Here is a 21,090-nt window from a genome sequence, read left to right on the forward strand (position 1 = left end):
CGCATACAGCGCGCGTTAAGGAAGACAAACATAATTGGTTTGTCCATCTCTACCAAGTCAATAGCCGCTTCTTTCAATAAATATTTTCAAAGTTGCTGGTTCTGAGAGAGTAGATAAAAGAACTTAGAGATCCTTATTCTAAACTTACGGCTATCCTGTCGTTATTAAAGATGATTGTTTTGAGCATGGAAGCAAATCCAGTCGGCGCTCATCTCCTCTTCCATCCCTTTCTCGCGGTTTCGCCTACCCCACAAAATAAATAATTTACCTAAAATGAATTTTTCATGGATTTTTCTTATTCGTTTCGATAAAATGATGTCCCATCAGCGCCATGAGTCAATTGATCGAATCCATCGGTTGTCGTATAACCGGTTTTGCGAATGGCGAGGCTTTCCTTGAAAAGACGTTCTGTTTCCTTCCTATTATTTCTAAATTCAATCCCTTGCGGCGCAGAGGATCACTATCGATCGGCAAATGATGATGCTTGCTATAAATTCTTTCTCAAAACGGGGGGAAGATAGATGAAAGTTGATTTTATTAAACTTAAAACAACTCCTATCTAACTTGCCCTAAGATAAGGGGAAGAAGAAGGGAATTTTATAAGCACTTCGATTTATATTTTGCGGAAGGAGTGGGGAAAATGAAAAACCATTTGAAATCGTTTTTTACCGCGCTTCCATACATCATTGCGCTTGCCATGATTTCTTCCAGCCGCGGGGATGTCGTTTATGTGGACTTAAAAGCCCAAGGAGACCATAGCGGATCGAGTTGGGCCAATGCTTGCCAAAATCTTACCGAAGGAATCTCCAAATTACAGACGGGCGATGAAATTTGGGCGGCGTCGGGCGTCTACAAGGAAAACCTCCAAATTTCCACCTTTGAGGTCTCGCTTTATGGCGGTTTCCAGGGAACGGAACAATCGAGAGAGGAGAGGAATGCGTCGAAGAACGAAACGATTATTTATGCCCTCGATCCAAGTTCCTTTGGAGTTGAAATCGCGAATGGAGGCATAACTCTTGACGGTTTTACCGTAAAAGGAAGCGGAAGATACGGTATATTTTGCAACGGTTCCTCGGCTATCGTAGCGAATTGTACGATTACGGAAAATAGTTATGCCTTGCTAAGCGGATGGGGGGAAGGCGGAGGCGTCGGCTGCGGCGGTTTAGGTTCCTCTTTAACTTTATCGAATTGTACGATTTCAAAAAATCAATCATTGGGAATGGGAGGAGGAATTATTTGCTCTTTTAGCGGCGCGATCGTTTTAGAGAATTGTCTTATTATGGAGAATGAAAGCAATGCGGGAGGCGGTGGGCTTTATTGCGAATCCTGCGCCTCCGTCCGCTTGACGAATTGCGTGATCGCGAAAAATAAATCTTTGGATGGCGGCGGGATTTTTTGTAAAGACTGCGAATCGTTATCCATTGTAAATTGCACGGTGGCGGACAATAAGGCCGTAAGTTATTCGGGAGGTTTATGGCTCTCGAATACTCCCGCGCAAATAACTAATTCCATCTTTTGGAATTCCGGCAAAGAAATCGTACGATACGACGAGACGGAGCCTATTAAAGCGAGTTGCAGTTGTATTGCCGGGGGATGGGCGGGCGATGGAAATCTTGATTCCTACCCTCTTTTTGTAGATTCAACCAACGGCGATTATCGTCTTCAGAATCATTCTCCCTGCATTCACGCGGGATTAACCTCCATCGCCCCATCGACCGATTTAGAAGGGAACGACCGGCCGGGAAAAGACGAATTAGTGGATATGGGAGCCTATGAATCCCCCGCCGATTTCAAGCCGGATTGGTCGAAGATCGGGCCGAATATTTACTACGTGCGCGCAGACGCGATGGAAGGAGGCGATGGCCTTAGCTGGGAAAATGCGTTTTCCTCTCTCCATGAGGCCATAGAAAAAGCGGATGGAGATACGGAAATATGGGCCGCCGCCGGACGATACAATGAAAATCTTATTCTCGATCCCCGCATTACTCTCTTGGGGGGCTTCTCCGGCATGGAAAGCCAACGCAACGAGAGAAATTGGAACTTGCATGAAACCGTCATCGACGCTTCCCTGGCGAACGATAAACCGGCCGCCATTCTATTGGACAAATCCACTTTAGATGGTTTTGTCGTCACCGGCAGCGTAAATGGCGGCGTGGTCTGTAGCGAGCGCGCCGCCATGACGCTTGCGAACTGCATGATTCGTGGCAATACAAATTTATACGATCCGAATCAGTTCGTGGATCCGTCTCGGACCTATTTCGTAGGGAATGGCGGCGGCGTATTCTGCGAAAAAGAATCGTCTCCCGTTATCGTCAGCTGCACAATAACGGAAAACATCGCTACGCAAGGCGGAGGAATTTATTGCTTCGAAAATTCCAAGCCGTTTGTCAGCCATTGCGTTATATCCAAAAACGAATCTCGGAATTCGGGGGGAGGAATCTATAGTTATCCCGCATCGTCGCCTATTATCCAATATACATATATGCTTGGCAACAAAAGCGAATCGACAGGAGGCGCAATCTACAGCGATGAAAGCTCGTTATCCATTTCTAACAGCATCATGGCAGGCAATATCGCCGGTATGCTGGGAAGCGCTTTCTATAGCAATTGCGCGGAACCGAATACTATCTTACAGATTGCCTATTGCGTCATGGCGTACAACCAAGTCTTAAACGAAGACACAGCTATGCCGAATCGAGCCGCCATTGTTTACAATGGAAACAATATGGAAATCAGCCATTCGATTATCTGGGGGAATTTTCCCGATGAAATCTTATCCAACGTAGGCGAAGGCCCCGGCATGGATTTAATTCCCGTTTCGTGGAGCGACGTTAGAGGCGGTTATGAAGGAGTAGGCAATATTGACGGCGATCCGCAATTTGTGAAGCCTTGGGATGGCGCAGGCGGCGATTTTCACTTTTTGCCTGCCTCCCCATGCATCGACGCCGGCAATCCGGATATTGCGGCGAATGACGGTTGCCGTCCTCCGGGATACGGAACCAACCGAAGTGATATGGGAGTCTATGGCGGCCCCTTGAACTGCGGTTGGATCGAAGAATACATACAGCCCGTGGAAGAACCGGAAATTCCTTCCTTGCCGTTGGCGATCGGCGAAACCACAACCGGCATTCTATCGACGGTCGATCGGATGCAGCTATATCTCATCGAACCCTCTTGCGAAAACGTATTATTGACTTTAGATAGCTATTTTCTGGAAGGACAGGTTGAAATGTACGCCCGGTTGGGTAAAGCGCCCACGCGCTTTCATTATGACGTTTACGATGCGCAGACGAGCGGCAATCCGCGCCAGGAATTGATATTGTCCAAAAGCCTGTCCGGCGAACCTTGGCATGTGATGTTATATGGCGTCAATTTGCCGGAGGGACCGGTCAATTATTCCATGAAGGCCGATTGCGTCAATCTTTATCTCTCAAGCATTTCGCCCAATTCCGCCGTGAACCGAGGCGATAAATCCTGCACGATCAAGGGCGCCGGTTTTACGGGCGAATTGGAAATCAAGTTGAAAAATAGCCGTGGAAATCAAATTGCAAGTTCCGATTATTATATAGCATCCAACCAACAAATCGAAGCGTGGTTTTCTCTCGCCAACGCCCCCTTAGGCGTCTACGACTTGGAAGTTCTCCGGCTCTCGGACAATGCATCCGTTACCCTGGCTAATGCCTTTAACGTATCCGAAGGTTCCATCGGACCGCGCCTGGAGGCGAAGCTCAGCGTAACCGATCCGCTGCGGGTCGGGATGAAATATATTCTATGGGTAGAGTACGCCAATACGGGCGACAGCGATATGCGCGCCCCTATTCTCTCCATATCCAGTTCCAGCGGAACCCTGATGTCTCTCTCGCCCGGCGGCCCCATCGATGCGAATCCCGTTTGGCTTTTGGGAGTCGGCCAGGAAGGCGCCGCCGATGTTCTAGCCGCCGGAAAATCCTACCGAATTCCCATCTATTTCATCGCAACGTCGCCAACCAATTTTCAACTGCATCTTGTGGAAGGTTTCAAAGATAGTTTTTGGTCTAATACAACCTGGACGAATTTTGAGGAATACTACGATTTATTGCTTTATTCGGCGAATCGATTGGCTCGGCGGGGAAAACTGGAATACAACCTATCCGTCCTAGAACAATTCTCCATCGATCTGGCGGCGGGGAATCCAGTCGGCGCCATATCCGGCTGGGTGCGGTCCGCCACCGACGAAAAACCTATCGGCAATGTCGTTCTCGGCGCGTTTGATGCGAGCAATAAAAACAATGCCTTTGCATTATCCTCGCCGGGGGGATATTTCCAACTGAAGCCTCTCCCGCCAGGAGAATATTCGTTTTCCATTATTGATTATTATCAGCCTACTCCCCTTTTGGTAACGCTAACGGACGGTCAGGATATTAACGGGATTACTCTTTATGCTGCGCCGAATCCCACTCCGGCGCCTACTCCGATTCCTACTCCAACGACTGTCTCGGACTCCGATCCTTCCTTAATCGCAGATTCTTCCGGACAGGCGCATTTGGCGTGGAGACATGGAGAGGATGCCTGGCATGCGGTTTTTGAAGGGAACGAATGGAAAATTACGGGCGCCATTCCTAACGCCACTGGCGCCGACTTGATCGTAAAATCCGATAAGCGCCTTATTCCGGACAACGATAAAGGGTGCGCCGTCTTTTGGCAAGATGGAGTATTGAACAATTCTGAATTATGGTACTGCTTGGGACGCCCTAAAGCCGATGGAATAACTTACCAATGGAGTTCTCCGCAAAGAATCACGGACGATTCCTATGGCGACGGCAATATGGACGCTTTGATCGCCGCAGACGGCTCCCTTTTGTTAGTTTTTCAAAAACAAGACTGGGAAACGCAAGACGATACGGATCTTTATTATGTCGTCCTTCATCCCGATTACAATCAAATGCAGTGGACTTCGTTAAAAGCGATGAACCGCGTGGAATGGCCTGTTCGTCAATATCCAGCGGCCGGGAAACATGGAGTGTGCGTGGCTTTGCAATGGGGCGGCGAAGAGGGATACGAAATTCCTCGCCTTTTTCCGGAAATAGGGGGAAGATATGGCTTTAAACTGATCGATGAATATTGTTACGAAACGTCGCTATGTTCCTTTGCCAATACAGCGCAACTTATTGGAGACGTGCAATGCGGCGACGCCTTTTCCTTTGGAGGAATGGGACAAGCGCAACAAGAGTTCACTGCCCAAACCATTGGATCGAAGTGTGTATTTGTTCCTGGAAAGGCAACCTGGAGCATCGGCGTCAGCGGGACGAGAAAATGGGTGACGCCGGAATCGCCATTTAAATTTTTTGTTTACCGTCTCGGCCTATTTTTAAATGCAACCTTAGTCGTTAATGCAACATGGAACAATGGTTTTTCTTTTTGGCCTTTAACTAAACCGGATGAAGGAGCAGCCACTTTAACAGGCAGCGTAGGAGGCGAAGGTATCGCCAAGATGAAGTATTTAAAGGGGTCTTATATTATCGCTAGATTATTATTGACCTCCGGCGTAAAAGTTTCCAAGGAAGGACTTAAGGGCGTACATTGCTTTCGAATAACTTTCTCATTCGGTCTTTTAAAGGGCTGGTGGGAAGGTACCTATCAATATCAATTCGGTCCGGGATGCCCGCCCCCCGGTGAAGATTTTGTCGGAAAAATCGCGCGGGATCCTCATCATTCAACCATCCGAAATATCATAATGATCGATGGGCAGCCCGTGGACGAACTTATTACTTATACGATAAAAGACGCTACGGGTACGGAAAATGTCTATGGATATGATCCCGTTTTGGAAGATATCCGAAACGATCTTAAAAATGACGGCTCTCCCTCCACAGCCATCAACGGGAGCGGTGAAATTTTATTGACGTGGGTTAAAGATTCGCCTAATCCAGCCGCCAATCTCGGCGGCGCCCTATTGCTCTCTTCCTTCGACGGCGGCAAGTGGAGTGCGCCTGTTGAAGTGGATTCCTACAAAGACTTCAACGAGGAGCCGTTTATCGTCTATGAAAACGATCGGACGCCCATGATTGTCTGGTCGAAGGCCAAAGCCCATATAACTCTCGATTCTCCCGTGCAGGAGATTCTCGATAATTTTCAACAATCCGATCTTTATTATTCCCGCCGGATCGACGGCGCATGGACTCAACCGCAACTTTTAGCGGAATTGGATGGAACGGATAATGACGTCAAGCTGGCCAGCAATAAGGCAGGTAAAGTAGCGGCTTGTTGGAATAATATTCATTCCGAAGAAGCGACGATCATTATGGCTTCCATCTGGGATGGCTCCCAATGGACGGCGCCTCAGATGATATCGGATTCGACCGCTTGCAGCGCGCCGGTTTGCGCATTCATCGATGACAAAGCCATCGCGATTTGGTCTCAACAGACGGAAAACAATATCGCAAAATTATATTATTCCGTGTGGGATGGAAAATGGTCTGCTCCCCAAATTATTCCTACCGATAATGTAGAAACGGCGATCGTAACAAAGACGAATGTTCAATCCTTCTCTGTAAATATACAACCTTTAGACTATAAACCAGCCGACCCAACGTGCTGCTTAACTCCTACGCCGACGCCGACGCCCAAAGATCCCAAACAAGGGGAACCTAGCAATCAGAAAGACGAAAAGAATCCCGGCGTCGTCGCCTCCAAAGATCCTAACCAAAAAGTTGGCCCGTTGGGCGCAGGCGCTCCCGATTATGCCGTCGCCATTACCGAACCCTTGGAATATATCGTCTATTTCGAAAATCAATCCACAGCCTCAGCGGCCGCTGCGCGAGTGCGTATCGCCGATCGGCTCGATTCCAAACTGGATTGGTCTACCGTCGAAATGAAATCCTATTCTTTCGGCGATCGCATCATCGCCGTCCCCGCTGGCTTGGATCATCATTATACGCGCGAAATGGTTGACCTTTGGACCTATTCGGCTGCGGATAACAGCTGGGCGGTCTCCGGCGAAGCGTTTCTGGATATCGAATCTTCCGTGGATGCCCGAACGGGAATGGCGGAATGGACTTTTACCTGCCTGGATCCAGCTACGGAAGATTTTCTAGAGGATCCCTACGCCGGATTCCTCCCCCCGGAAACAGCGAAAGATCAGGAAGGGTACGGGCGGGGACAAGGGTACGTCGTCTATTCCGTTCGAGCCAAGAGCGATATTCCAACGGGAACGAAAATAACCAACAGCGCCGAGATTGTTTTCGATGTCAATGAACCCATCCTTACGAACGCCGTTACGAATATGATCGTCGCTTCGCCTCCGGAAGCACCGCGCAATCCTTATCCCTCCGATGGATCCGAGGGAATCAAGCCGGAAACGCACTTCAACTGGGACGAGACGGCGGGAGCGGCGGCTTACGATCTTTATGTGTGGCCCTCTACGCAAGCAAAACCGGCGCAGCCATATGCCGGAGATTTAATCTGGAGTCATTTCTATCCTTCCGCTTCATTGACAAATTATACGGAATACAAGTGGCAAGTCGTCAGCAAGAATGCCGCGGGACAAACCGAAGGTCCGATATGGACATTCCATGCGGGGCCGATCCTCAGTCCCGATTTCAACCGGGACGGCTATGTGGATCGCCGGGATTTGCTTATGTTAATCAATGCTTTCGATCGATACGTTGAAATATTCGATCTGAATCATGACGGCGGCGTGGATCGGGACGAATTGTTCCTTTTCGCGAAAAGTTGGGGGATACGTATCGAAAAGAAGAGCATTAGCAAACAGGCCTTGCGAGGATATTTATCGCCCGAACCAACGAGTACGCCGCCGCCGATGGCGTTGCCGACGCCGACGCCTCCGAAACGGTATTGATCTGGGAATGCGCATATGAGCGGAAGAAATTCCAGTCTCCTAGAAAAAGAAACGGAGAATAGGCTTTTCTTTAGTCTTTCAATCCGGATATTTTTGCAGCATTTAGCAAATCCATTGGATTCTTGGATAAGAAGATTGGCATATTATATCGAAAAACGATAACGATCTTCGATATCGTTTAACGCGCCAGTGGCAACAGCGAACGGGCGTGGCTTGTATTCCGGACTCGTGCGGCGCGCCTTCTTTATTTTGCGCGCCTTAATCCGATTTACGAGGGAGGGAGCGATCGAATGTTTATCGACAAACTGCAACGCACGAGCGCCCCGGCATCGATCCTATTGATCCGTGCGTTAGTAGGAGCGGTGTTTCTTTCCGAGGGTCTTCAGAAATTCCTATTTTCCTCCGAGTTGGGAGCGGGACGTTTTATTCGCATCGGCATTCCTGCGCCGGAATTCATGGGGCCGTTCGTCGGCATCGTCGAGATCGTCTGCGGAACGCTGGTTATCCTGGGATTCTTCGCGCGACCGGCGGCATTGCTGCTTCTTATCAACATTTCCGTGGCCATTCTTTCCACGAAAATTCCGATCCTGTTGGGGCATGGTTTTTGGACGTTCGCGCCGCCCAAAATGGACCGCTTTGGTTTTTGGAGCATGGCTCATGAGGCCCGGACGGATTTCTGCATGTGGCTTGGCTCGCTGTACCTGATCTTGGAGGGTGCAGGCGCATGGTCATTGGATGCCAGGCTTGCGCGCAACAGGACAAATCCGCCGCCATCCGAAACCGCTTCGTCTTCCTTTATCGACGAATAATGAATGGTTCCTACAGTAGGGGATCCCGGCGCGTAGGCATCAACGCGCGCAGTTTGCGTTTGACCTTTTCCTTAGCGATGGAGGAGAAGGAGACGTTTTCCGAAATGTATTTCAGATCGGGACGCCCGTCGCCGCCGCCGATCTGGCGGCGCATCCGCGTCATCTCATCGACGATCTTCTCCATTTTCTTCCCGATCATGTAATAGACGTAAAACTCCTCGCGGGGGATGTTCTTCTGGTTGAGATAGGGCCATTTCGCCATAAAGAAATGCTTTTCATCATCGAAATCTTCCGGCTCCAAGACGATTCCGGTAAGGTTATCCTCGCCAACGCCGATCTCTTTGGCCCATTCCCAAACCTGGGTCATCGGCATCACTTGCAGCGGCGCGAAGGAAACGTTGTCGAACACGTCGGTATTAGAGAGCACGAAATCGAAGTTGGCCAAAATGTCTTCCCGCGTCTCGCCCGGCGTCCCCATAATGAAGCAGGAACTATAAGCCGCTCCGTGCTTGCGTCCCAGCCGCAGCGCTTCTTCATTGTGGCTGAGATGGCAGCCCCGCTTGTTCAATTTCGCCAGCATATTCTCCGAGCCGGATTCAAAGCCGATGTTCAACACGCGATTGTTGATCGAGGCGAGAGCGGCGACCACTTCGTCGTCGAGCAGATTGGCGCGCACGAAGCAGCGAAACGCCGTCCCTTCGTGCAGCCCGCGCTCTCGAATCGCCCGGCACAGCTCGACGACCCGCTTCTTGTCGACGTTGAAAAGATCGTCGAAGATGAGGATTTCGGACGGCTCCCAACGAACGCGGATTTCTTCGATTTCCCGAATGACGTACTCATTGCTGGGGTGGCGGAATTTGCGTCCCCAATGATGGATGGTGGAACAGAAGGAGCAATCGTAGGGGCATCCCCGCGAAGTCATCATATTGACCAGTCCGCCGCGGCAAGACCAGCGATCCTGGATCAATTCGCGATCGGGATATGGGATGCGGTCCAGGTCTTCGATGGCTTGGCGCTTGGGAGTTTGTTCCAGATTTCCGTCTTCGCGGCGGAACAAGAGGCCGGGAATTTTACGCAGGTCTTCCGGACGAAAGGCGCCGCGTTCTTTCCACAGCCGCACGAGATCGGAAAAAGTCTCTTCTCCCTCGCCCAGCACGGCGAGATCGAACGCCAGATCTAACTGCGACGGCATGGTCGATACATGCGCGCCGCCGCAAATCACCGGGCAGCCTAGCGCTTCCTTGATCTTGCGCGCCTCCCGCGCCGCGTAGGAATAATTGAAAGTAACGAACGTCAATCCTACGAAATCCGGCTTATGCGCAATCAATTCTTCCGGGCGGCGTTCCACCGTGAAATCCGCTCCTCCCGCATACTTTTTGACGTAGGAAGAGAGATACCCTAATCCCAATGGCGGCACATAAGACCAGGCGGCGTCCGTCTGGGGATAACAAGCGAGCGAGAGACCAATCTTGACCAAAGGCTTCACCTCCAAGCAGGTTCGCTCCCATAGTCTACATCCGGCGGGGTTGACGTCAATTCAACCGTAGGAGAAAAATATGGCGGGAAATTCAAGTGCAGGATATCCTCGGTCTTGCCGCCTATTGATGAATCAATATAATAGATTCGCTATGCTGCTTGCTGACTCATGTTGCGCAGGAAGGCCATTCTTCAGGTAAATTTTCTGTTTTCCCATTTCCTCTCCCAGAAGGCGAGAGGATGGAAATGCGTAATATGAGTAACGATTAAGAACGTCGATAAATGGTAAAATGACAGGTTCCGAATTCGTTTATAAAATAAAAGACTTAGCCTATAAACGCGGCAAAATCTGCCGATTTATTCCCGAACGCAATAAAGCCGGTCATGGAACGCTATACTATGGCGCCCGCCGGACTATCGTCTGCCACTTTAAAAGTCAATTGAAAACCGGCGCTTATCACGCCATGCTGAAACAACTTGATATCAATCCTCAAGACCTTCGTTAGGAGAAAAATGTGCGATGGAATGGAATCGTTTCGTTTTTCCATTTTCCGTAATTCCAGACGATATCGACGGCGGTTTTATCGTAACTTTTGAGGATTTTCCCGAAGCCATTACGCAAGGCGAGACGTTGGAAGATTGTATGCTTCAGGCGGAAGATTGCCTGGAGGAAGCCATTGCGGCGCGTTTGAGCCGAAACGAAAATATTCCTCTTCCTTCACCCCCTCAACAAGAGCAATTCCTCGCCCTTATCTCCGCTCCCATGGCGGCGAAGGCGGCCTTGCATCTCGCGATGCGGGAAGCGAATGTGGATGCCATCGGCCTGGCGGACAAGATGAGGGGCGATGAAAAAACAATGATGCGCTTGCTCAGTCCCCGCTATGCTTCAAGAATCTCCCTCATCGAATCCGCTCTTAAATCTCTAGGAAAACGACTCCTCATTTCCACGACAAACGCCGATAGAAGCGAATATAATTCGTAACTCATGTTACGCACTCCGTGTTCCCTCGCCCTCTGGGAGAGGGATTGGGAAAACAGTAAATTTACCTGAAAATGGCCTTTCTGCGTAACATGAGTTCGTAAATTCCAACGAACCTCATCCCCTCACTTTCTTCGCAATCAACTCCTTCACCAATTCCGGATTCGCTTTGCCTTTGCTTTTTCTCATCGCCATGCCTAAGAGAAAGTTCAGGGTTTGGTCTTTGCCGTTTTTGAAATCCTGGACCGGGCCGGGATTTTCCGCCAGAACCTCGTCGACGATTTGTTCGATCGCGCCAGAGTCGCTGACAGCTTCCAGCCCTTTTTCCTTGACGATTTCCGATGGCATTTTGCCGGTTTCCTGGATATCGCTCAGGATTTTCTTGGCGATGTTTTGGTTGATGGTTCCCTTCTCCACCAATTGCGCCAGTTCCGCGAGATGCTTGGGTTGGATGGGATGCTCCGTAATATCGAAATCCTCGTTTAGGTCGCGCAGAATGTAAACCATGATCCAATTGCTAAAGGTTTTAGGCGCCGGATGCAGGCGGCAGCATTCTTCGAAGTAATTCGCCACGGCTTTGTCTTCAACGAGCACGCCCGCGTCGTAATCGGGAATGCCGAATTCTTTTACGAAACGCTGGCGCTTGGCTTCGCGCAATTCGGGCAGGCTGGCTTCCAGGCTCTGCAGGTATTCCCATTCCAGAACAATGGGCGGGATGTCCGGTTCGGGGAAATAGCGGTAATCCTTAGCCGTCTCTTTGACGCGCATGGGGCGGGTTTCGCCGCGTTCGTCGTCCCACAGCCGCGTCTCTTGAATAACGCGCCCGCCGTCTTCCAGAATTTCCGTCTGCCGTTCGATTTCGTAATCGTAGGCCCGCAGAACGGCTTTCATGGAACCAACGTTCTTCACTTCCACTTTTATGCCCAGTTCCTTCGTTCCCGCGGGACGGAGGGAAAGGTTCAATTCGAAGCGCAGCGAGCCTTCCTGCATCTTGCAATCGCTCACTTCGAGATAGCGCAGCATACTGCGCATGGTATTCATATAGGCTTCCACTTCTTCGCGGCTTTCCATGTCGGGTTGGCTGACGATTTCCAACAAGCTGGTTCCCGCCCGGTTTAAATCGACCAAAGAGATGGGGCGCGATTTATAGGTTTGGTGGATCAATTTCCCCGCGTCTTCTTCCAAGTGAATGTTATGTATGCGGATATCCTTCGTCCGGCCGTCTTTGAGATAAATGCGCAAATTCCCATTCCGCGCCAGCGGCTGGTATTCCTGGGAAATCTGGTAATTTTTTGGCAGGTCGGGATAGTAATAGTGCTTGCGGTCGAAGACGGTCGTTTCGGGAATGCTGCATTGCAGCGCCAATGCCGCTTTCAGAGACATCTCGAAAGCGGCGCGGTTGAGGGTCGGCAGCGTCCCCGGCATTCCCAGGCATACGGGATTGACCTGCGTATTCGGTTCTCCGCCGAAAGCCGCAATGGCGCTGCTGAAGACTTTCGATTTAGGGGCTAATTCGACGTGGGTTTCCAATCCGGCAACGGGTTCGTATTCCATCTATCCTCACCTTGGCTATACTGAATGAGCCGTCATAATGGACGAATCGGCGAAAGGAATTTTTCATCCGCAGCGAAGACCAACTGGCCGCTGCGCCGTTCGCCGTCAGGTACAATGCAGGCGGCTAGGAACCAGCCTGATCCATTGTAGCCATTCTCTCTCCGGCGCCAAAGGCGGCGATGCGGCGGCGGAGAAAACGGGGGATCGACTCGCAAAATATGAACGCATCGCTCAGGCCGCCCTTATCCAGCAACCGAAAATATACCCTTCCTTCCGGACGTTTTCTCGCCGTTCAACTTTTTCTATTTCTGACAGCTTGGATATGGCATCGCGTTCTTACTCTAGGAACGCAGCCGCCTATTCTCGATTACGCCGGGATTTTGTCTTTATTGATTTCTATTCGTTTTTTATTCGCCGTTTTATGGATTTACGCCGTTTTGCTTTTCGTTTGGGACCGCTGGGGCGGCGAGGGCGTTTTCCGTTGCGCGGAAGGAGCGGTTTGGCTGCTTTTTCTCGCCGCCGTGATTTGGATCGACCGCCGCCCTTTGACGCATGGACTCAATTCCTCCGGCGATCACTTGATGCAATTCACGCTCTCCGTCCTTACGGAATACAATCTCCTGCATCGCGGCTGCCTAACGGGCTGGTGCACCGCCTACGGCATGGGTTTTCCCCTCAATGATCTCTACCCTCCCGGCGGCAATCTGGCTTTTTGCCTGATGCGCGCATTGACGCTGGGATTGATTTCCCAAAATTGGATTTACACCGCCTGCACTTTTCTTTCCTATATCGCCTTCGCCGCCTTGCTTTATTGCATCGTTCTCCGTTGGTTTGGACGCCTCTCCGGCCTGATTCTGCTCTTTATGTTGATCCTGGATGGCGGGGATGGCCTATTTTATGGATGGCCTCAATTCTTCAACATCGGCTTATGGAATGGGGGATTGGGCTTGGCCTTGATGTTCTACGCTTTTTCGGAGTGCTCCATTTCGCCATTTCCCCCCTCGCGGCGGCGCGCGTGCGGCGTTATCTTCAGCATCGCCGCCAGCATCCTATTGCATCCCATTTTTATTTTCCTGAATGGACTATGGATTTTACTGCGGCTGGCCGCCGGTTACGCTAAAAAAACTCTCGGCCAAGAACTATCGCCTAACGGCGGCGGCGCGTCTTCCTCCATTCGCTGGCTTCCCATCGCGTTGTCCGGATTCGCTATATCGGCTTTCTGGTGGATTCCTTTCGCCGCCAGCCGCTATTGGATTTTCTCATATGGTTTTTGGGGAAGAATCATGCTTGATCCTGGACGCGCATTCTGGGACGGCTCCCTTTTTCCCAAAACCGCGGCGGTTCTCGTCGTCATTGGCTGCGGCGGGATCATAGCGGGACTCTTCTCTAGGCGGCCGTTCTTGCGCTTGCTTTCTCTATTCTGCCTCATCAACCTTTTCGGCGGGACGGAAACGGCGCGCCATTTTTTCTCCTTGGAACCGGCGCGTCTTTTTTTCGAACACATGCAAGTCGAACGGCTCGCCGCCGCCGGTAAAAGCGGCTCGTTTCTTTTAGGCGCGGGTTACTTAGGCGTTTGGATTGCGGAAGCCTGGAAGACGGGGGAGGGAAACCGGCGATTTCTCAAGGGGAAAAATTGGATATGGTCTGCTCCCAGTACTCGGCGATTTTCTTTAAAGGCGATGCTGTCCGATCTCGGCGCAATCATCCTGGCAGTAATATTTCTCGCTCCCGCCATCGTACAAGGCCGCGCGGCGGCGTTGAGCGCCTGGCGCTGGCATATTGAACCCGTTTCCCGCCTGGTCGAATCGCCTCCAGGAACGCCCGCCCATTGGACTGACTATTTGGAAGCGCTCGACTTTCTCAAAGTGCGGCGCCAGCAGGATTCCGCCCGCTTTTTTCTCGATTCCCCCATTCTCCCCATCCGCGCCTTGACCACGGAAGCTTGGGGCATGATATCCGCTCCCGCGTTCAGTTCCCTCGGCATCTACGTTCCCTATTACATGCCCGCCATCATCTTGGGCACTCGCCCCCATTTTCTAGAGGATTGGGAATTGGATCTGGCCAATGTGAAATACGTTTTGCGCCGGAAAATCGCTCCTCCGGGCGAGTTCGATGCGTTGAAAGGCCTGACTTCCATTTACGAAAACGAAAAACTGATCGTCTATCGGCGCGAATCCTGGTCGCCCAAAGGCTGGCGCGTCTACGGCCCCGCCAAAGTTGAGCCGCTGCCCGCCAGCGGCGCCGTTCTGCGTTTCCGCATCAGCGGCGCCTCGGCTGAATCCTATCTCCGTCTCGGCGTTTCCCGCTATCGCAAATGGAAGGCATATCTTAATGGCCGCCCTGTGGATTCCCTCCTCCCCGCCTTCTATTGGGAACCGGTCGAAGCCTGGAAAATGATCGGAGTCGCTCTGCAGGATGGAGAGTTGGAAATCCGTTACGAATCGGAATGGATCGACGTCTTCGCCCGGCTGTTCAGCCTGGGCGCTCTATTGGTTTTGACGTTAGTCATATGGAATTGGAAACGCATCGTTTCCTTCTCTTTCCATCCCCGATATGAATTCATTTCCGGCAAAACCGTTTCTGCCTTGCAAATCGCTTTGCCGGTCATAGCGGCGTTCTATCTGGCGACCGCTCTCCTGGCGAAAAGAAGCGATGTTGCGCTTGGAGTGCGTTATTTAGGCCTCTACGCCGATCATGTAAGCCGCCGAGACCGCCTGCCCGACGGCGAGAAGGACCTTTGCTTCCAAATGGAATTCGTCAAGACGGGAAGTTATGGAAGAGCCGCTGCTTTGGACCTGATTCAATTCGATCCCGAAAAACCGGAAAGGATTCTCAACCGCTGGTCAACGGCTATCGGCGGAGGCTGGCCCATCGCGGCGATGGATGCGTCGGGAACTCGCTGCGACCGGGCGGACGGCGGTGTAGATTTGCCCAATTCCCGGCGGCAAAGCTTGCTCCTCTTCATCTCGAGTCCATTCGAAAAAGGCCCCCCCAATCCGCTTCTCGTCAAAGGGATTCTCACTTATAAGGACGGTGCTGTCGAAGAAATTTCTCCTGTTCCTTAGTACTCTATGACATTAGTAATTGTCCCCTCGCCCTTTGGGCTGATCTTTACCCACAAGTATTGAGGTATTTATGAATGCCTGAATCGGGATTGTCGGGAATAAAGAATAACCAAATTGGTTAGTCAACCCGCCGTTAAAACGACGGACTATTGTCGTTTGCCCCTTTCAAGGGGCATTTGATAATAGCTCAGCCTTTCAAAGCTGGGAGAGAAAAACGCATGTTAACTCCATAGAATCCGACTCGTCCGTGAAATCTGCGATTCGAAATTTTCGTGGTATTCGCGCCCTTTCGTGTTTTCGTGATTCGAAAACGGAAAAAGAAATGAAACCTCCTTCCGCCATTGATTAATGGGGCGCCTAGGGCAAGGTTGTTTTTGCCCTTGAGTAATCCCCTCGACTTGTGGGTAAAGATCAGGCCCTATGGGAAGGTTAGGGTGAGGGGGGTTATTCAACAATGAAACGTTCAAAATCAAATGTCATTGAATACTTAGCGGCATTTTAGAAAATCCAAGGGCGACGTGGATAATTCCACGCCGCCCTTCAAAATAAACACTCAACGTTTACTAATTAATACAAACTCCACTCCCCAATATCTGCTCCCGCGCTGAGCGTGATGACTCCGTAGGAGAGTTCGTTATGGGGATAGCCGTTCCAATTCAATTGGGATTTGCGGTTCGCCCCGTCATCGTCATTCTGGCAAACGTTGAAGCCCATCGGAGTGCCGTCGGCAGGAGCGACGATCGCCGATTTATTGACTTTAAATTCGATTTGATAACCTTTGGATGTTTTGGAAGCTGCCGCTTCCCAATCCGTTCCGAAGGTTGGATTGAGGGCTTCGTTATCTCTCCATGCGCCGATGGGCGTGTAAACGTATTGCCCCTCAAATCCTACCGTGCCCGCGCCGCTGTTGCGGTCCAAATCCGAATCAAAGAAGATTTCCACGGAATCGTCTTCCCAGGTGGAACCGTCTTCGGAACCGGCGGCGGCGGAATCGGTTACGATGAGATCGTCCGTGCAATCCACAGCGACGTAAATCGCATCCGCATCGTGAGTCGCCATAAAGGAGAAGGAATGATCTTCCGGCAGCCATTCGTCGCTCCCAGCGTCAACGGCGTATACTCCGGTATAAGGATTGATCGGAACATTAGGCGCATTGCCGTATTCGCCCGCGCTGATAACGCCATCCAGCTTGGGGGCGGCGGTTTTAGGAGCGGTATAAAACCGGCGTCCGAACAACAGGTTGCCGTATGTGGCTTCCACGTGAGTAGAACCAATCCATATATACTGGTTTTCCAGCGTCCCGCCGTCGTCATCGTCATTGATAGCGATGGTGAAACCGATAATAGCTCCTTCTTGGGGATTGCCGATCGTCTTCATGGAGATGCGGAATTCCGCGTCGTATCCTGTATCCGTCCATTCCGTTTTGGCAAACCATGCTTTATCTTCACCATAGCCGGGATTGCCCGCTTCCGCCTCGCGGTAGGCGTTATTGACTGTAATAACGTATTGTCCGCCGGTATTGACGACATCGGGATTGGTTCCCGTAGTGTCGCGGCTTCCGAAGTTGCTGTTGTCGCCATCGACGAAGACTTCCACGCTGTCGTCTTCCCAGGTGTTGCCGTTCTGCGATCCAGCGGCGGCGGTGTCGTCATACAGCACGTCATCCGTTACGCGCACGGCTACATAGAGGTAATTCGCATCGTATCCAACATAGATTTGAGCGCCGAAATCGGTCGGATCGATTGGTCCTGAGCCCTCGTAGCTTCCGCCCCGGATGTAATCGTCCAGATTTTCATCCCAAACCATGCGCCAATAGGAATCGGTTCCACCCTGGCGAGCGCCCGTCGCCCTTTGCCACGATTCCCCGCCCGCAAGATCGATGACGCCATCGATAACCGGCGGAGTATCCAACGGCAAGACGGTTTGCGTCTTGGTGTTATCCAACGTCGCCCGATCCGCGGCGGCGAAGCCCGTAAACAACGCCAACATCGTGCACAACAAAATCGTTTTCCTCATAGCGTAATTCCCCCTTCGATCAATAGAGTTTTAATGGAAGATGAACCATCTTCCAATACAATCATTAAAAATACAATAAAACAAATAGTCATGTCAATGAATTTTTTGATTTTATTGCATTTATTTTTCAATATATAAAGAAAACGGCGGGCTGCGTTTCGCTAAAAGCCCGCCCTGAACCTAACGAATCTTAGTTACTATTAAATCCATCAACCGAGCGATTCCACCGTCCAGTTGACTAAGTCCCACGGCAGCCAAATCTTGTCGCCTTCCAATAAGATAAAAGCGCCGGGGGAATCTTTTACCGCCTCTTTCAGTTCCTGCCAGGTATGCGGTCCGGATTCCGTCTTCATCTTGGCGGCGAACCACCTCGATTCTATATTTCTCGCCTCTTCCGCCCAATCGAAAGCGGCGTTCATGGCATCGGTTGTGTTGAACTTGACGTTGCTGTTTTTACGGTGGGCGGTGATAGATTCGAAATTCTTCGCCAGCCAATCCTTCATCTTCGCTTGCACTTCCTGTTTTTTGGACGCAGGAGGGGCGGGATGGGAAACAGTCTGCGCGGCGGTCAAATCGCTGGGAAGAGGAGGAATATCTTTGGTCAATTTACCCAGATATTCCGGCAGCTGGATGCCGACGTTCTTCGTCAGATTGTGCAACGGGGGCAGCGCTCCAATAAGGCCGGAGACGAAATCCGCCGTAGCCGTCTTGCCGTCCGCTTGCCTGCCGCCGTCCCAAACGGTAACGGAATCGATCTTCAAATTGGAGATGGCCTTTACTTGCTCCTCGACCAATTTGGGCAGTTGTTCCGTAACTAAAAGCATCGCCGCTAATTCGGGAGAATTGCCGCTCGACTTCACCATTTCGGCGAATCCTTCCGCCTTCTTGGTGAGAATCGCCCGCAAGCCGTCCGCCTCGGCCTGCATTAAGGAAAGAATGCCGTCGGCCTCGCCTTTCTTCATCCGCCGAATTTTTTCGGCGTCGGCTTCGGCCATCGTTTCAATGCGGCGCTTTTCGATTTCGACGGGGACGATGATGTTCGCCCCTTGCGTGGCTTCTTCCCGCTTGGCTCTTTGTTTTTCCGCTTTTTCTTCGGCTTGGTAAGCCTCTTCCAACGCCTGAGCAGATCGCACTTTTTCGGCGGCGACGGCCAGCCGTTCCGCTTCCGCCTCTTTCTCGCGGCGGTCGGCGTTGGATTGGGCGATGAGAATGCCCGCCTTGTTTTCGCCGTTGACGGCGGCGGAATGGGCGTTGGCGACGTTGATGCGCTGATCCCGTTCCGCTTCCGCCTTGCCGATCTCGCCATCGCGCTCCTGCTGCGCCACTTTGATTTTGGCTTCGTTGATGGCGCGCGCCGCCGCTTCCTTGCCCAAAGCGTCGATGTAGCCGGAGGCGTCAGTGATGTCTTGGATGTTGACGTTGATCAGCCGCAGGCCGATCTTCTTCAATTCCACCTCGACGCCGGTGTAGATATTTTCAATCAATTTCTCGCGGTCGGCGTTGATCTCCTCGATGGACATGGTGGCGATGACTACGCGCAGCTGGCCGAAGATGATATCCTTGGCTAGGTCCTGAACCTCGTTCATCGAGAGGCCTAGGAGACGCTCCGCCCCATTCTCCATAATCCCCGGCTCCGTGGAAATGCCCACCGTAAAGGTTGAAGGCGTATTGACGCGGATATTCTGGCGGGAAAGCGCGCCTTCTAACTTGATATCGATGGGAACCGGCGTCAGGTCGAGAAACTGATAATCCTGAATGATGGGCCAGATAAAGGCGCCGCCGCCGTGGTAGCAGCGGGCGGACAATCCTTTGCCGTCGACGACCCTCCTGCCGCCGATCCGCCCATAAACTACCAAAATGCGGTCGGAAGGGCATCGCTTGTAGCGCGTCGCAAAGCCGAAAATGATGACGAACAACGTCAGTATGGCGCTGCCGGTTAGAATGATGTATTCCATAACCTTCGCTCCTTTGTCTATTTATTCTTGAAAATTGTAAGATGGGTCGCGTTTTTCGATCCATGGTATTGCCGATAGTAAGGGTTGGATCAATCAACGCGATCCATCCTGCTTGCTATTTTTTCATGAACAAAAAAAGTAGAACTCCCAAGATTATTAAGCCGCCAAAACCTATTAGCATCCATATCCATTCCGAAAATATCAATATGACATCTCCTTCGAATGTAAGGTTCTTATTTATTCATGTTACGCAGCTAGTAATGCCATATAATCGCCTCATCCCAGCCTTGAAAGGCTATTGCCACATGCCCCTTTAAAGGGGCAAACGGTAATAGCCCGCCGTTTCAACGGCGGGTTTAGGAAGGGATTTCTTTTTCGCGTCTTTCTTTTCATTTCGTGTTTTCGTGATTCAATCGACGATCCCAATATCGCCTTAATGTTTTTCTTCGCGCGTAACATGAGTTATTTATTCGCGATTCTTCGCACCAGAAAAACCACGACGCCTAAAATCATAATGGCGCAGATCGTAAGCAGAATGGCGTTCATGATCGTTGCTCCTTTCCTTATTCCTTTTTCGCTGGGGAATCCAGCGGTTCGACGAGGACCGTCGCCGGATCGATGACGTCCACGACTTTAACCCGGACGTTGCCTTTCAATTTTTCCGGGGCGGTGGTGAAGGCGGGAACGAAGCGCACGCGGCCCTGCACCATAATTTCGATTTGCCCCGGTCCGGACATGTTGGGCGGGATGGGAGAATAGACGCTGCCGATAATGCCGATGGCGTTGCGGTAGTTGATATTGCCGCTCTCCCGCAACCCATAAAGCGCCTTCATGACGTAAAAAACCGCCAGCATAAAACAAACGCCAACGAACGTAGCGATCAGCAGCGATCTTTCCAAAGAATATCCATGCTTCAAGCCGATGACGCCGGTCCAGCCGAAGCCGGTGAAAAAAGCGACGACGGTGCGCACCGATAAAACGCCGTAACCGGTGGGATGATCGACTCCGGCGTCCGGCGACAGATTGACCGCATCGTGAAAACTGGTCGCATCCGCCGCGCCGTGCGCATCCGCGCCAATCAGCATCAATATCGTTTGCAGCAGCAGAATCAACGTGGAAAGAATGCCGATGGCGTAAAAAAACTGCAATTCCGCTTGAAGAGAATTCCACCATTCCGACATGGCTTTTCTTCCTTTTCGATAGGGATGGTTTGATTTTCAAAATTGCATTATCGCCATAACAAAATTAAAAAGAAATCATCATTCGTCCATCGTAACAGTTCAGCCGCCTGAAGTAAGAAGAGTCGTCGAAAAATAATTGATTGTATAATTTCCCCCTTTACAAATTTCCTTATCCCATCTATGACTATCAATATAGTATACACATTGAATTGTAGTTG

The 21,090-nt window shown here is 51.1% G+C and carries 11 protein-coding genes; 5 read left to right on the plus strand and 6 right to left on the minus strand.

The window, feature by feature from the left end:
• The first annotated feature begins 640 nt into the window (after positions 1–640).
• Together AB1656_12500 and AB1656_12505 are read left to right on the plus strand one after the other, a co-directional pair.
• Complete coding sequence (locus AB1656_12500) at positions 641–7,837, plus strand: choice-of-anchor Q domain-containing protein (GenBank protein ID MEW6236197.1); 7,197 nt, start codon at positions 641–643, stop codon at positions 7,835–7,837.
• 290 nt (positions 7,838–8,127) lie between these two features.
• Positions 8,128–8,646 carry a DoxX family protein gene (locus AB1656_12505; protein ID MEW6236198.1) on the plus strand — a complete coding sequence of 173 codons (519 nt, stop codon included), beginning with the start codon at positions 8,128–8,130 and terminating at the stop codon, positions 8,644–8,646.
• A 10-nt stretch (positions 8,647–8,656) separates the two neighbouring features.
• Here AB1656_12505 and AB1656_12510 read toward each other — a convergent pair whose 3' ends face one another.
• Positions 8,657–10,132 carry a radical SAM protein gene (locus tag AB1656_12510; protein ID MEW6236199.1) on the minus strand — a complete coding sequence of 492 codons (1,476 nt, stop codon included), beginning with the start codon at positions 10,130–10,132 and terminating at the stop codon, positions 8,657–8,659.
• Positions 10,133–10,412: 280 nt separating this feature from the next.
• On the opposite strand from AB1656_12510, the gene AB1656_12515 reads away from it, so the two are divergent.
• Positions 10,413–10,628, plus strand: coding sequence for a type II toxin-antitoxin system HicA family toxin (locus AB1656_12515; GenBank protein ID MEW6236200.1), 216 nt, complete (start codon positions 10,413–10,415; stop codon positions 10,626–10,628).
• A gap of 14 nt (positions 10,629–10,642) precedes the next feature.
• Positions 10,643–11,104, plus strand: coding sequence for a type II toxin-antitoxin system HicB family antitoxin (locus AB1656_12520; GenBank protein MEW6236201.1), 462 nt, complete (start codon positions 10,643–10,645; stop codon positions 11,102–11,104).
• 114 nt (positions 11,105–11,218) lie between these two features.
• Here AB1656_12520 and gatB read toward each other — a convergent pair whose 3' ends face one another.
• Together gatB and AB1656_12530 are read right to left on the minus strand one after the other, a co-directional pair.
• The gene (gene gatB / locus AB1656_12525) at positions 11,219–12,655 is read right to left on the minus strand and encodes an Asp-tRNA(Asn)/Glu-tRNA(Gln) amidotransferase subunit GatB (protein ID MEW6236202.1); all 1,437 of its coding nucleotides are present in this window, start codon (positions 12,653–12,655) and stop codon (positions 11,219–11,221) included.
• Positions 12,656–12,687: 32 nt separating this feature from the next.
• Positions 12,688–12,870 (minus strand): hypothetical protein, encoded by a 183-nt coding sequence (locus AB1656_12530; protein ID MEW6236203.1) that lies wholly within the window; start codon positions 12,868–12,870, stop codon positions 12,688–12,690.
• Positions 12,871–12,873: 3 nt separating this feature from the next.
• Here AB1656_12530 and AB1656_12535 point away from each other — a divergent pair, with 3 nt between their 5' ends.
• Positions 12,874–15,720: a hypothetical protein gene (locus AB1656_12535; GenBank protein MEW6236204.1), complete on the plus strand. Its 2,847-nt coding sequence runs from the start codon at positions 12,874–12,876 to the stop codon at positions 15,718–15,720.
• 567 nt (positions 15,721–16,287) lie between these two features.
• Here AB1656_12535 and AB1656_12540 read toward each other — a convergent pair.
• The 3 genes from AB1656_12540 to AB1656_12550 all read right to left on the minus strand — a co-directional run bounded on the left by AB1656_12540 (position 16,288) and on the right by AB1656_12550 (position 20,872).
• Positions 16,288–17,736: a sugar-binding protein gene (locus tag AB1656_12540; GenBank protein MEW6236205.1), complete on the minus strand. Its 1,449-nt coding sequence runs from the start codon at positions 17,734–17,736 to the stop codon at positions 16,288–16,290.
• A 209-nt stretch (positions 17,737–17,945) separates the two neighbouring features.
• The gene (locus AB1656_12545; GenBank protein ID MEW6236206.1) at positions 17,946–19,691 is read right to left on the minus strand and encodes an SPFH domain-containing protein; all 1,746 of its coding nucleotides are present in this window, start codon (positions 19,689–19,691) and stop codon (positions 17,946–17,948) included.
• Positions 19,692–20,254: 563 nt separating this feature from the next.
• Positions 20,255–20,872, minus strand: coding sequence for a hypothetical protein (locus AB1656_12550; protein ID MEW6236207.1), 618 nt, complete (start codon positions 20,870–20,872; stop codon positions 20,255–20,257).
• Positions 20,873–21,090 lie beyond the last annotated feature (218 nt).

The organism is Candidatus Omnitrophota bacterium (assembly GCA_040755155.1).
Classification (GTDB): domain Bacteria; phylum Hinthialibacterota; class Hinthialibacteria; order Hinthialibacterales; family Hinthialibacteraceae; genus JBFMBP01.